We start from the raw sequence: 11,706 nt of genomic DNA on the forward strand, positions 1-11,706 counted from the left end.
TCCTACTTCAGGCCGGTGGTCTTCATCGCGTCGACCAGGCGTTTCTGGCCGGCGACGAAGACGACGACGGTCGGGATCGCCGCGATCACCGCGGCGGCGAGGATCAGGTTCCACGCGGAGGCGTACTGACCTTGCAGCCCCGAGATGCCGAGCTGGACGACGCGCAGATCCGGGTTGCGGGTGATGGTCAGTGGCCAGAGGAACGCGTTCCAGTTGGCCAGGAAGAACAGCACCGACAGCGACGCCAGCACCGGGCGGCTCAGCGGCAGGATGACGCTCCAGTACCGGCGCCAGTAGCCGCAGCCGTCGAGGTCGGCGGCCTCCTCCAGCTCGCGCGGGATGTTCAGGTAGTACTGGCGCAGCAGGAAGATGCCGAAGGCATGGAAGATGCTCGGCACGATCAGCCCGGCGTAGCTGTCCAGCAGACCGAACTGCTTGGCGACCAGGAACAGCGGGACGAGGATCACCGGCAGCGACACCAGCAGCGTCGACATGATGCCGGAGAAGATCAGCGCCCGGCCCGGGAACCGCAGCCGGGCCAGCGCGTACGCCGCCATCGAGTGGAAGAACAGCGCGATCACGGTGACCGCGACCGACACGATCGCCGAGTTCATCAGGAACCTGGGCAACGGGAACTTCAGCAGCACGTACTGCAGGTTGTCGAGCGTCCAGCTCGACGGCCAGCCGAACGAGAACACGTCCTCGGCCGGCTTGAGCACGCTCAGCAGCACCCACAGCAACGGCGCGACGGCGATCAGGGCCAGCACGTGCGCCAGGACGGGAAAGAACTTAGTCCTCATCGAAACGGCCTCCCTTCGTGAAGGCGAACATCAGGCCGGTGCAGAGCACGAGGATCGCCACCACGACCGTGGTCAGCGCCGCGGCGTACCCGAGGTTGTTGAAGGTGAAGGCCTGTTCGTAGATGTAGAGCACGACCGTGCTGGTGGCCCGGGCCGGTCCGCCCTTGGTCAGCACGAAGACCAGGTCGAAGGCCTGCAGACCCGTGACCGCACCGATGGTCGAGTTGACCACGACGAAGAAGCTGGTCGGCCGCATCAACGGCCAGATCACGAACCGGAACCGCTGCCAGGCCGAGGCGCCGTCGATCTCCGCGGCGTCCTCGAGCTCCTTCGGGACGTCCTTGAGACCCGCCAGCAGCACCAGCATCTGGTAGCCCATCACGAACCAGACGCTGATCATCACATAGGTGCCCAAGGCAAGCGATGGGGTCCCCAGGAAGGACACGTCACCGAGCCCGAACGGCGCCAGCAGCTTGGAGACCGCACCGCGCTTGTCGACCAGCAGGAACTGCCAGATCAGGCCGACCACGACCAGGCTGACCACGTGCGGCAGGAAGAACGCCGACCGGACCCAGCCGATGCCGCGGAAGTGGTTGCGGACCAGCATCGCCAGCCCGAAGCTGATCACGAACGCGATCGGCACGAAGCTGACCACGTAGATCGCGGTGATCCTCAGCGACGCCCAGAGCTGGTCGTCGCTGCCCATCAGCTTGTAGTTGGCCAGGCCGACGTACTGGTAGTTGCCGAAGCCGTCGACCTTGAAGAAGGCGACGCCGAGCGCGAGCACCATCGGGACCGCGACGAAGGCGAGCAGGCCGAGCAGATCCGGCGCGAGGAACGCGTACGCCGCCAGGGCCTCGCGCCGCTTGCGCGTCATGCCGGCCTTGGGCGTGGCCGTCGTACGGCGTACCGACGGCTTGGACGGGGGCGCTGTCGTCGTGGTCATCAGCTGATGGGCGCGCCCTGGTAGGTCTTCAGGAACGTGTCGATCCGTTCCGCCGCGTCAGCCGCCGCCTTGGCCGGGTCGGACCCGTTCAGCTGGCAGGCCTGGATCGCGTCGGCGATCGGCTGGTACACCTCCGGTGGGAACCGCGGCTCGGGCTGACCGGTCGGCGCGATCTCGTCGACGAACTTCTTCAGCACGCCCTGCTCGAAGGCACCCTTGGCGTCCGCCGCCTGCTGGACCGACTTGCGCGGCGGCACGTTGGTCTTCACCACGGTGTTCCACTGCCGCTGCCGCTCGACGCCCTCGGCGTCGGTCGAGCCGAGCGCCCAGGCGATGAACTTGGCCGCGGCCTCGGGGTTCTTGCCCTTGGAGTTGGCCACGAACGCCCAGCCGCCGAGGTCGGTGGCCGGCTTGCCGCCGTCCGGGGTCGGCAGCGGGATGATGCCGTACTTGAACTTGGCGGCCTTGCCCTTCATGTCGGCGACCGCCCAGATCCCGCTCTGCTGCAGGGCGACCGCGCCGGAGCCGAGGTTGGACACGACGTCGCCGCCGCCGTCGCCGAGTGCCTTGCGCGGTGCGACCTTGGCCTGGACGGTGTCCTTCCAGAACTTCAGCGCCTGGACGGCGGCCGGCGAGTCGAACGCGACCTTGCCGTCCTTGATCGGCGTTCCGTCGCCCTGCCAGAGGAACGGGTACCAGGTGAAGTTCTGGTAGTAGCCGGGCAGCGTCTCGAACATCACGCCGTACCGGTCCTTGCCGGTCAGCTTCTCGGCGACAGCCAGCGTCTGGTCCCAGGTCTTCGGCAGGTCGGCCTCGGACAGACCGGCCTTGGTGAAGGCGGCCTCGCTGTAGTACATCGCGAGCGGCTCGATCTCCATCGGCAGGCCGTACACCTTGCCGTCGACCGATCGCGCCTCGAGCAGGCCGGGCAGGTAGTCGCTCTTCGACTCCGCCGGCAGCGCGGACGACAGGTCCTGCAGGACGCCGCCGTTGTAGTAGCGCAGGAAGTCGCCGGGGCTGATCAGGAAGATGTCCGGGCCCTCGCCGGACTGGAAGGCGGTCTGCAGCGTGGTCCCGTTCAGGTAGTCCTTGCCCGGGATGTAGCGCAGCTTGACCTTGACGTCGTTGTTGGCGTTCCACTTCTCGGCCGTGTCGACGAACCACTTGCTCTGCGGGCCGCCGTCGTCGGAGGGACCGTAGAAGTTCCAGAACGACATCTCCTTGCCGTCGCCGCCGCTGCCGCCGTCACCTCCGCACGCGGTCAGCAGGGGGCCGCCGATGCCGGCGGCGGCCAGGGCGCCGAGACCACCGCGCAGGACGGAACGCCGGCTGATCGGCCTGTACGGGTTGGGGGTTGCGGACATCAGGGGCTCCAGGGGTAGCGCTCCGGGAACGGGCAATCGATTTCTCGCAATCTACGAGGGGTCACCGGAACGGTCAAGAGGGTGACGGTGCCGACTTTGACCGGACAAGGTGGTTGGCCTTGTTTTGAACAGGTTGCAGACGTTGACACCGTCGCGACCCGCTGCCTACGCTTCGGAAATCGATTTCTGACACAGACCGGAAAGCGGGTCGAGGATGCCAGTAGTGCCGAACCGTGCGGACCGCCCCACCGCCCAGCTCCCGCGGGAGCTGGTCACGCGGGGACTGGCGGCGGCACGGACCGCGATCGAGACCGAGGCCGCGGCCGTCTCCGCCCTGGCGGACCGGCTGGACGGCGTCTTCCTCGACGTACTGACCGCGGTGGCCGCGTGCGAAGGGCATCTGGTCGTCACCGGCCTCGGCAAGTCCGGCCTGGTCGGCCGCAAGATCGCGGCGACGCTGGCCTCGACCGGCACGCCGGCGACCTTCATCCACTCCGGCGACGCCCTGCACGGCGACTCGGGTGCGGTCACCTCGCGCGATCTCGTGCTCGCCTTGTCGGCGTCGGGTGAGACCGCCGAGGTGTGCGCGTTCGCGCGGATGCTGGCCGAGCGGCAGATCCCGGTGATCGCGATGACCGGGGCCGAGGAGTCGACGCTCGCGCAGCTGGCGACGTACACGCTGGACACGATGGTCCTGCGGGAGGCCGACCCGTTGAACCTCGCGCCGACCGCGTCGACCACCGCCGCGCTGGTGATGGGTGATGCGCTCGCGTGCGCTCTCGTCGTACTGCGGGAGTTCACGCACCACGACTTCGCGCGGTTCCATCCGTCGGGTGCACTCGGGCGGCGGCTGCTCGGCGGGGAGCAGGCATGAGCGGGTACGACGTGTGCGTGCTCGGGTCGTTCATGAAGGACCTGGTCGCGAGCGCCGAACGACGGCCGCTGCCGGGTGAGACCTTGCACGGCACCGGGTTCGCGGAGTTCCTCGGCGGCAAGGGCGTGAACCAGGCGATCGCCGCGGCCCGGATGGGGGCGCGGACGGCGATCGTCGGGACGATCGGCGACGACCGGTACGGCGAGGAGTTCCTCGACCTGCTGAAGACCGACGGCGTCGACATCGACTGGGTGATCCGGCATCCCTCGCTCGGGACCGGGGTCGGGCTGCCGTTGGTGCTGCCCGACGGGAGCAACTCGATCATCATCGTGTCGCGCGCGAACGCGGCGATCACGCCCGCGGACATCGAGGCCGCGGGCGACGTACTGACCGGCAGCCGGGTGCTGAGTGTCCAGCTCGAACTCCCGGTCGAGGCGAGCCGCGCTGCCCTCCGGCTCGCCTCGGCCGCGGGCGTCACCACGATCCTGACGCCGGCGCCCGTCGGGCCGGTCGATCCGTCGCTCGCGGCGTACGTCGACATCCTGGTCCCGAACGAGGTCGAGGCCGCGGCGCTGACCGGGCTGGACTGCGACGACGAGTCGCAGGTGCCGGTGATCGCGCGCAAGCTGGCCGACGAGTGGGACCTGCGCGGGTGCGTGGTGACGTTGGGGTCGCGCGGCGCCTACGTGCTGGATCGGTCCGCGGGGGTCGAACTGCGGATCGCGCCGCATCGGGTCGACACCGTGGACACGGTCGGGGCCGGGGACGCGTTCTGCGGATCGCTCGCGGCGTCGCTGGCGGAGGGGGCTTCGCTTGCAGACGCCGTACGGCTTGCGAATGCCGCCGGAGCGCTGTCGACGACCGTGAACGGGGCTGCCGCTTCGGCTCCCTCGCGGGCTGCCGCGGCCGGTCTGCTCGACTCGTTGGAAATCGATTCGTCGTCGTTCGCTGCTGCTCCACCCCAACCGTGAGACTCTAGATGCCGTCCAGACGGCGCCTACGGGTTGAACGGGGAGTGAGCATGACGACGATCTACGACGTCGCGCGTAGATCGGGCGTGTCCCCGGCCACCGTGTCGCGGGTGCTGAGCGGGCGGCGCAACGTGGACCCGGAGCTGTCCGAGAAGGTCCGCGCGGCCGTCGCCGAGCTCGGGTACCGGCCGAACGGCGTCGCGCGGAACCTGCGCCGGGCCAGCACGAACCTGTGGGCCGTGGTGATCTCCGACATCGAGAACCCGTTCTTCACGTCGCTGGTCCGCGGGCTCGAGGACGTCGCGCAGACCGAGGGCTATCACGTCGTGCTGTGCAACTCCGACGAGGACCCGGCCAAGGAAGCGGCGTACGCCGGTGCGGTGCTGACCGAGCAGATGGCCGGCGTGGTGATCTCGCCGACGTCGACCGCCGAGGGCGTGCAGCAGCTCGCCGAGGCGAAGACGCCGATGGTGCTGATCGACCGCCGCGTCGAGGGCGTCGAGGCCGACACCGTCCTGGTCGACAACGAGCACGGCGCCGCCGAGGGCGTGAAGCACCTGATCGACGGTGGCTACTCGCGGATCGCCTGCATCACCGGCCCGCGCCGCGTCAGTACGGCGATGGACCGCCTCGCCGGGTACCGCGCCGCGCTGCGCGCCGGCGGCATCCGGTACGACAAGGACCTGGTCCGCCACGCCGACTTCCGCGAGGCCGGCGGCTACGCCGCGATGGAAAGCCTGCTCGAACTCCCCGAGCCCCCCGAGGCCCTCTTCGTCACCAACAACCTGATGACCGTCGGTGCCCTGGAATGCCTGGCCAAGAAGGGCGTCCGAGCCCCCGCCGACATCGCCATCGTCGGCTTCGACGACATCCCCTGGGCCGACCTCGTCGTCCCCAGCCTCACCACAGTCGCCCAGCCGACGTACGAACTGGGCCGCACCGCGGGCTTGCTGTTGAAGGACAGAATCGCCGCCCCCGGCCGCCCGCCGTCGACGGTCACCCTCCGCACAGAACTCCACATCCGCGAAACCTCGGCCCCTAAGAAGAAGTAGCTTTCGCCGTACGACGTGGGTCGAACGTCGGGACCCATTTGGCTAGCCAGGTGGAGCCTGTGAGGGTTAGGGCTCCTAGGGTTAGGGAGGCCGCCGCTAGCGGGAACGCCAGGGTGATGGCTCCGATGAGGACTGGGCCGATGACTGAGCCGAACTCGGCGCAGAAGGTCCAGCCGGCCAGGAACTGGGCTCGGTGGCCGGGTGGGGCTGCGTCGGCTCCTAGGGTTTTGACGATGCCGGAGCCCAGGCCGTTGCCTACGGCCATCAGCGTGCCTACGGCGAGGATGCTGGTGAAGGCCGTGGAGAGCGGGAGGGTGAGCATTCCGAGCCCGAGGAGGACCGTGGCGGGGACTGCGATCCACACCCGGCCGAGGCGGTCCATGACTACGCCGGCGGGGTAGAAGAGCAGCATCTCGATGCCGTTGGTGATGCCGAAGACGATCGAGGTGTCGGTCGCGGACAGGCCCAGGTGCTCGCCCCACAAGGGGATCAGGCTGGTGCGGGCGGCGCGGGCGACGGCGATGACGAAGACGCCGGTGCCCAGGGTGAGGAACGTACGGCGGTGCTCCCAGAGCACCTGCTTCAGGGAGAGGCGTTCGACCTGGATCGGTTCGTGGGCGCCTTGGGGTTCGCCGGCGGTGAGCAGGACGACGATCGCGCCGACCGAACCGGCCACGCCGACGCCGTACGCGCCGGACATGCCCCAGTGGTGACCGGCGAAGGCACCGAGGAACGGGCCGACGAAGAGGCCGATCCGGCTGACTCCGCCGAGGGTGGACAGCGCGCGGGCGCGGAGCTCGACGGGGACGACCTCGGTGACGTACGACTGGCGGGCCAGGCTGAACACGGCGCCGGCCAGGCCGGCGACCAGCAGGCTGAGGCCGAGCAGCCACGGCGTACGGACGACCATCGCGGCGCACCACGCGACCGCGCTGACGACGGCCGCGACGAGGAGTGCGCGGCGTTCACCGATCCGTACGACGAGCGCGCCCGCCGGGAGCGAGCCGGCGAACTGGCCGATGCCCAGTACGCCGACCAGGAACGCGGCGAAGCCGACCGAGGCGCCCAATTGGAGCGCCGACAGCGCCACCACCGGCAGAACAGCACCTTGCCCCACAGCGTTCAGCACCGTTGGACCGAACGCAGGCACAGCAATGCGCCAGAGGCTGAAGCCGCTCATCCTCTCCTCCGTATCTCTCGACATCAAGATACATGAGGTGAAGAGAAGTTAGTGTGGTGGTGGCGGTGGGATGTTGCCGGCGCGGATCCAGCGGACGCAGTCCAGGGCGCTCGCCGAAGGCGGCCGCACTCGCAGCCCAGCAGCAACAGCCCGCGAGTTGTCGAGCTGGAAGGTCCCGTCGTTCGACCCGTCGTGCGGCAGGTGGAACCGATCGACCTCCGGCGCCCAGTCCACCCCCAGCTCAGCCGGTACGACGGACCGCCACGCCTCGGCCAGCTCCCGCATCGTCCAGGTCTCACTCACCGCCGCGAACGGTCCGGCGAGCCGTTGAGTCGTGACCAGCAACAGGAAATCCGCCAGGTCCCGAGCGTCCAGCCACTGGATCGGCTGCTCGGGCCGCGCCGCGCACTCGAGCATGCCCATCGCGGCGACCGCCTGCCCCCAGTTGCCGAAGTCGGGGTTGTACGGGCCGACGACGAAGCCGGAGCGGATCGCGGCCGTGCGGTCGCCGTACAGGTCGGCCAACAACAGCTCGGCACGGACCTTGGACGGCCCGTAGAGATCCATCGAGAACACGTCCTCCGGCGCATCGGTTGGCCAGGGCAACAACTCCGCGTCCTCGGTCTGCCCCGGCGTCCGCTGGTCGGCGTACACGCCGATCGTGGACATGAACGTGTAGTGCCCGACGCGATCCCGCAGGACCTCGGCACTTCGTTGGACGTCGCGGACGAGGAAGCCGGACATGTCGATCACGCCGTCCCACTCACCACCAGCCAGTACGCCGGGCGCCGCGCGCTCCCCCACGATCCGCTCGACCTCGGGAAACAGCGACGGCCCGGTCAGCCCGCGGTTGAACAGCGTGACCTCGTGGCCGTCCCGCAGCGCGGCCTCCACAAGATGACGACCGAGGTTCTTGGTCCCGCCGAGCACGAGCAGCCTCACAACTGCTCCAGCAGACCGTCGAGCTCCTCGAGCAGCGGGTCGATCCAGTCCTTCGACGACGGCACGGTGTGCACGCCTTCCTCGATCACCCAGGCCAGCGCGCGCAACGTGAACCCGCAGCCTCCGGTCAGCACCTGCCGCTCCACCAGCCCGTGATCGGCCTCGGCGACCTCGCAGTACCGGCCGACGAGCAGGTCGCGATCGTGGCCGAGGGCAACGGCTTCGCGGGTGAGCGTGTAGAGGTCGGGCAGTTGCGGCGCCAGGTAGGTCAACGGCCAGTCGACCGGCGTCCAGCGCTTGCCGTCGGTGACGAGGTTCTTGCCGACGTAGTCCCCGTGCACCACGGCCGGTCGCACGTGGCGGTGCAGCTCGTCGACCGCGGGCCGCAGCCGGGTCTCGACGCGCTCAACCAGGTCGGCAGAAGACGCGAGCGGCGCCGGGTCCTCGACCCAGGCTTTGCGACCAGCTGAGATCTCAGCCGCCAACCCCACCAGCCGGTCCGCGGTGAACTCGCTCTCCCCCGAGACCTCCACCGCCCGGATCTCCGCCAGCAGCTCGACCGCCGCCACGAACCCGTCCAGGCTCGGCTCCTGCTCCAGCGTCACCCGGCCGACGTCCTCCATCACCAGCAGCACCGCGCCGTCCAGCCGCACCAGCTCGAGCAGCTCCGGAGCCGGCAGCCGCAACGGCCGCACGTACCGCTCGTACGCCGTACCTTCGGTGCTCTGCGCGTCACTCCCCCGCTTGACGATCACACTGCGCAGTCCGTACGACAGCCGCCAGACCTCCGACGACCCCCAGTACCGCAACCGGTCGCCGCTCACCTCGTCGAGCGCCGGTGCCCCGGTCGCCTTCAGCACGGCCGGTTCGACGGCCTCGATCCACACCGGCAGCACGCCGTACACCCCTTCCCGGACCAGCCGGTCCAGACCAGCCAGTAGAGCACGCCCTGTCCGCACTGTGCGCACCAATTAGAACCCGCATCGGTCGTCTGGCAGGCTGGCCCGCATGACTGAGACTGCCGCGCACGCCTGGGGCTTCGGCCTCGCCACCGTCACCGAGTCGGGCTCGGTGCTCGACGTCTGGTACCCGGCGCCCGAGCTGGGCACCGCACCGGCGGACGTGAAGGCGCCGGCCGAGCTGATCGCTGCCGAAGGCAACGACGACCTGCGCAAGGTCCGTCGTGAGGTCGTCAAGGCCGAGATCGCGCTGGACGCCGCTCCCGACGGTACGGCGGACGCCTACCTGCGGCTGCACCTGCTGTCGCACCGTCTGGTCCGCCCGCACGGCGTCAACCTGGACGGCATCTTCGGCGCCCTGCCGAACAACGCCTGGACGTCGCACGGCCCGGTGCCGGTCGACCAGGTCGAGCAGGTCCGGCTGCGCGCGCGGGCCGCGGGCCTGTACCTGTCGGTGACCAGCGTCGACAAGTTCCCCCGGATGACCGACTACGTCGTACCGTCCGGTGTCCGGATCGGTGACGCGGACCGGGTCCGCCTCGGCGCGCACCTGGCCGAGGGCACCACGGTCATGCACGAGGGCTTCGTGAACTTCAACGCCGGCACCCTCGGCACCTCGATGGTCGAGGGCCGGATCGTGGCCGGTGTGGTGGTCGACGACGGCAGCGACATCGGCGCCGGCGCGTCGATCATGGGCACGCTGTCCGGCGGCGGCAAGCAGGTCGTCTCGATCGGCAAGCGCTGCCTGCTCGGCGCGAACGGCGGGATCGGCATCTCGCTCGGCGACGACTGCGTGGTCGAGGCGGGGCTGTACGTGACGGCCGGCACCAAGGTGACGCTTCCGGACGGCAGCGTCGTCAAGGCGCGCGACCTGTCCGGCCAGCCGGGCCTGCTCTACCTGCGCAACTCCGTCACCGGCGCTGTCGAGGCGCGGCCGCGCAAGGGCGAGGGCATCACGCTCAACGAAGCCCTGCACGCCAACGCGTGACCGTACTTTCTGAGGATTTCCCGGCGGCACTTTCGGATGATTTTCCGTCTGCGGCCGCCGTAGGGCCCCGGTCCGCCAACCAACCGGGGCCTCACCACGTCAACCAGTTCGTGACCAGCCATCCGGAACCCGCCGCCGCCCCCCGCACGTTGGGAGCGGTATGCCGGTGAATCGTGGAGTGATCGTCGCTGTCGGCGCGATCGGCGCGCTCGCGCTGGCCGTCGGCGGCGCGATCGCGTGGGTCGGCGGCCAGGGCATCGGGCCGCTGATCCCGCCCCGGGAGCAGTGCGAGGCGACCGTCAACGGGACCACCGTGACGCTCGACCTGGAGCAGGCCCAGTGGGCCGCGGTGATCACGGGCGTCGCCGTACGGCGTGGGCTGCCGCCGCGCGCGGCCACGATCGCGCTGGCCACGGCGTACCAGGAATCCGGCCTGCGGAACCTCGCGCACGGCGACCGGGACTCGCTCGGGCTGTTCCAGCAGCGGCCGTCGATGGGCTGGGGCACGGCCGCGCAGGTCACGGACCCGCACTACGCAGCGTGGAAGTTCTACGACGCGCTGGTCAAGATCAAGGGCTACGAGAAGCTCGCGGTGACGGTCGCGGCCGACCGGGTCCAGCGCAGCGCCTTCCCCAACGCGTACGCCGACCACGAGGGTGACGCGCGGATCCTGGCCTCGGCGCTGACCGGGCAGACCAAGGGCGCGTTCAGCTGCACGCTGGACAACCCGTCCGGAGCGGTCGAGACGATCGGCAAGAACGGTCTGACGCCGCGGGCCGAGGCCGTTCGGCAGGACGTCACCAAGACGTTCGGCAAGCTCTCCACGGGCGGGTACGCCGAGGGTGGCGTCCGGTCGGGGCACATGGAGGGCTCGGCGCACTACGACGGCCGGGCGGTCGACATCTTCGTCAAGCCGATCTCGGCGGCGAACACGACCCGCGGCTGGGCGCTGGCGCAGTACCTGGTGGCCCAGGCGGACCGGCTGAAGATCAAGACCGTCATCTTCAGCGACAAGATCTGGACCGCGGGCGGGCGCTCGGACAGCGGCTGGCGCGACTACCAGGCGCCGGACCGGGCCGGGAACCGCGACACGTTGCGGCACCTGGATCACGTCCACGTGGACGTCGTCGACCAGTAGACGCAGAACTGCGGCGCACCGATCCGGTGCACCGCAGTCCTGAAGGGTCGGGCTAGCTCACTCGTCGTGCTCCTGCGGGGGCAGGGCCGCGATGAACGGGTGGTCCTTGTCGATCTTGCCCATCTTCGACGCGCCACCGGGCGAACCCAGGTCGTTGAAGAAGTCGACGTTCGCCGTGTAGTAGTCCTTCCACTGGTCCGGCGTGTCGTCCTCGTAGTAGATCGCCTCGACCGGGCAGACCGGCTCGCACGCTCCGCAGTCGACGCACTCGTCGGGGTGGATGTAGAGCATCCGGTTGCCCTCGTAGATGCAGTCGACCGGGCACTCCTCGACGCACGCGAGGTCCTTGAGGTCAACACACGGCTGCGCGATGACGTAAGTCACTGGTACTCCTCCTATGGCCAGCAAGCGCAGCGGTCGGGAAATGCTGCGGTGCGGTAGTGCTCGGTTCTCTAGTATCACGGTAGTAGATGACCCACTCTGCCAGGAGTC

Annotated in this window: 12 protein-coding genes; 5 read left to right on the forward strand and 7 right to left on the reverse strand. The window is 69.4% G+C overall.

The annotated features are described in order from the left end of the window. Positions 1–2 precede the first annotated feature (2 nt). From ACYVIO_RS28340 to ACYVIO_RS28350, 3 genes are read right to left on the reverse strand one after another with little or no spacing between them, the layout of a single operon-like run. Positions 3–800: a carbohydrate ABC transporter permease gene (locus tag ACYVIO_RS28340; protein ID WP_460653954.1), complete on the reverse strand. Its 798-nt coding sequence runs from the start codon at positions 798–800 to the stop codon at positions 3–5. Beyond that, positions 790–1,746: a carbohydrate ABC transporter permease gene (locus tag ACYVIO_RS28345; RefSeq protein WP_460653955.1), complete on the reverse strand. Its 957-nt coding sequence runs from the start codon at positions 1,744–1,746 to the stop codon at positions 790–792. The genes ACYVIO_RS28340 and ACYVIO_RS28345 overlap by 11 nt, the downstream gene beginning before the upstream one ends. After that, entirely contained in the window at positions 1,746–3,110 is a 1,365-nt protein-coding gene (locus ACYVIO_RS28350) for an ABC transporter substrate-binding protein (RefSeq protein ID WP_460653956.1), read from the reverse strand. Before ACYVIO_RS28350 ends, ACYVIO_RS28345 begins: the two co-directional genes overlap by 1 nt. A 223-nt stretch (positions 3,111–3,333) precedes the next feature. Here ACYVIO_RS28350 and ACYVIO_RS28355 point away from each other — a divergent pair, with 223 nt between their 5' ends. From ACYVIO_RS28355 to ACYVIO_RS28365, 3 genes are read left to right on the forward strand one after another with little or no spacing between them, the layout of a single operon-like run. Beyond that, positions 3,334–3,984, forward strand: coding sequence for a KpsF/GutQ family sugar-phosphate isomerase (locus tag ACYVIO_RS28355; protein ID WP_460653957.1), 651 nt, complete (start codon positions 3,334–3,336; stop codon positions 3,982–3,984). Continuing rightward, on the forward strand, positions 3,981–4,955 hold the full coding sequence (locus tag ACYVIO_RS28360; RefSeq protein ID WP_460653958.1) for a ribokinase: 975 nt from the start codon (positions 3,981–3,983) through the stop codon (positions 4,953–4,955). Before ACYVIO_RS28355 ends, ACYVIO_RS28360 begins: the two co-directional genes overlap by 4 nt. Positions 4,956–4,963: 8 nt before the next feature. Then, complete coding sequence (locus ACYVIO_RS28365) at positions 4,964–6,007, forward strand: LacI family DNA-binding transcriptional regulator (protein ID WP_460653959.1); 1,044 nt, start codon at positions 4,964–4,966, stop codon at positions 6,005–6,007. Here ACYVIO_RS28365 and ACYVIO_RS28370 read toward each other — a convergent pair. From ACYVIO_RS28370 to ACYVIO_RS28380, 3 genes are read right to left on the reverse strand one after another with little or no spacing between them, the layout of a single operon-like run. After that, entirely contained in the window at positions 5,994–7,187 is a 1,194-nt protein-coding gene (locus ACYVIO_RS28370) for an MFS transporter (RefSeq protein ID WP_460653960.1), read from the reverse strand. The genes ACYVIO_RS28365 and ACYVIO_RS28370 overlap by 14 nt on opposite strands. 48 nt (positions 7,188–7,235) lie before the next feature. Beyond that, a complete protein-coding gene (locus tag ACYVIO_RS28375; protein WP_460653961.1) occupies positions 7,236–8,129 on the reverse strand; it encodes a Rossmann-fold NAD(P)-binding domain-containing protein in 894 nt (297 codons plus the stop codon). Further along, positions 8,126–9,088, reverse strand: coding sequence for a phosphotransferase family protein (locus tag ACYVIO_RS28380; protein WP_460653962.1), 963 nt, complete (start codon positions 9,086–9,088; stop codon positions 8,126–8,128). Before ACYVIO_RS28380 ends, ACYVIO_RS28375 begins: the two co-directional genes overlap by 4 nt. A gap of 49 nt (positions 9,089–9,137) precedes the next feature. On the opposite strand from ACYVIO_RS28380, the gene dapD reads away from it, so the two are divergent. Both dapD and ACYVIO_RS28390 read left to right on the forward strand, forming a co-directional pair. Next, complete coding sequence (gene dapD / locus ACYVIO_RS28385; RefSeq protein WP_460653963.1) at positions 9,138–10,076, forward strand: 2,3,4,5-tetrahydropyridine-2,6-dicarboxylate N-succinyltransferase; 939 nt, start codon at positions 9,138–9,140, stop codon at positions 10,074–10,076. A gap of 160 nt (positions 10,077–10,236) precedes the next feature. Then, positions 10,237–11,214, forward strand: a complete 978-nt coding sequence (locus tag ACYVIO_RS28390; protein ID WP_460653964.1) for a hypothetical protein — start codon at positions 10,237–10,239, stop codon at positions 11,212–11,214. A gap of 57 nt (positions 11,215–11,271) precedes the next feature. Here ACYVIO_RS28390 and fdxA read toward each other — a convergent pair whose 3' ends face one another. Then, complete coding sequence (gene fdxA, locus ACYVIO_RS28395) at positions 11,272–11,598, reverse strand: ferredoxin (RefSeq protein ID WP_363665263.1); 327 nt, start codon at positions 11,596–11,598, stop codon at positions 11,272–11,274. Positions 11,599–11,706 lie beyond the last annotated feature (108 nt).

The organism is Kribbella endophytica (assembly GCF_054781295.1).

Excerpts from the sequence above, each read along its gene's own strand:
- ACYVIO_RS28340 (WP_460653954.1), bottom strand. The coding sequence starts at position 800 with ATGAGGACTAAGTTCTTTCCCGTCCTGGCGCACGTGCTGGCCCTGATC.
- ACYVIO_RS28345 (WP_460653955.1), bottom strand. The coding sequence starts at position 1,746 with ATGACCACGACGACAGCGCCCCCGTCCAAGCCGTCGGTACGCCGTACG.
- ACYVIO_RS28350 (WP_460653956.1), bottom strand. The coding sequence starts at position 3,110 with ATGTCCGCAACCCCCAACCCGTACAGGCCGATCAGCCGGCGTTCCGTC.
- ACYVIO_RS28360 (WP_460653958.1), top strand. The coding sequence starts at position 3,981 with ATGAGCGGGTACGACGTGTGCGTGCTCGGGTCGTTCATGAAGGACCTG.
- ACYVIO_RS28365 (WP_460653959.1), top strand. The coding sequence starts at position 4,964 with ATGCCGTCCAGACGGCGCCTACGGGTTGAACGGGGAGTGAGCATGACG.
- ACYVIO_RS28370 (WP_460653960.1), bottom strand. The coding sequence starts at position 7,187 with ATGAGCGGCTTCAGCCTCTGGCGCATTGCTGTGCCTGCGTTCGGTCCA.
- dapD (WP_460653963.1), top strand. The coding sequence starts at position 9,138 with ATGACTGAGACTGCCGCGCACGCCTGGGGCTTCGGCCTCGCCACCGTC.
- ACYVIO_RS28390 (WP_460653964.1), top strand. The coding sequence starts at position 10,237 with ATGCCGGTGAATCGTGGAGTGATCGTCGCTGTCGGCGCGATCGGCGCG.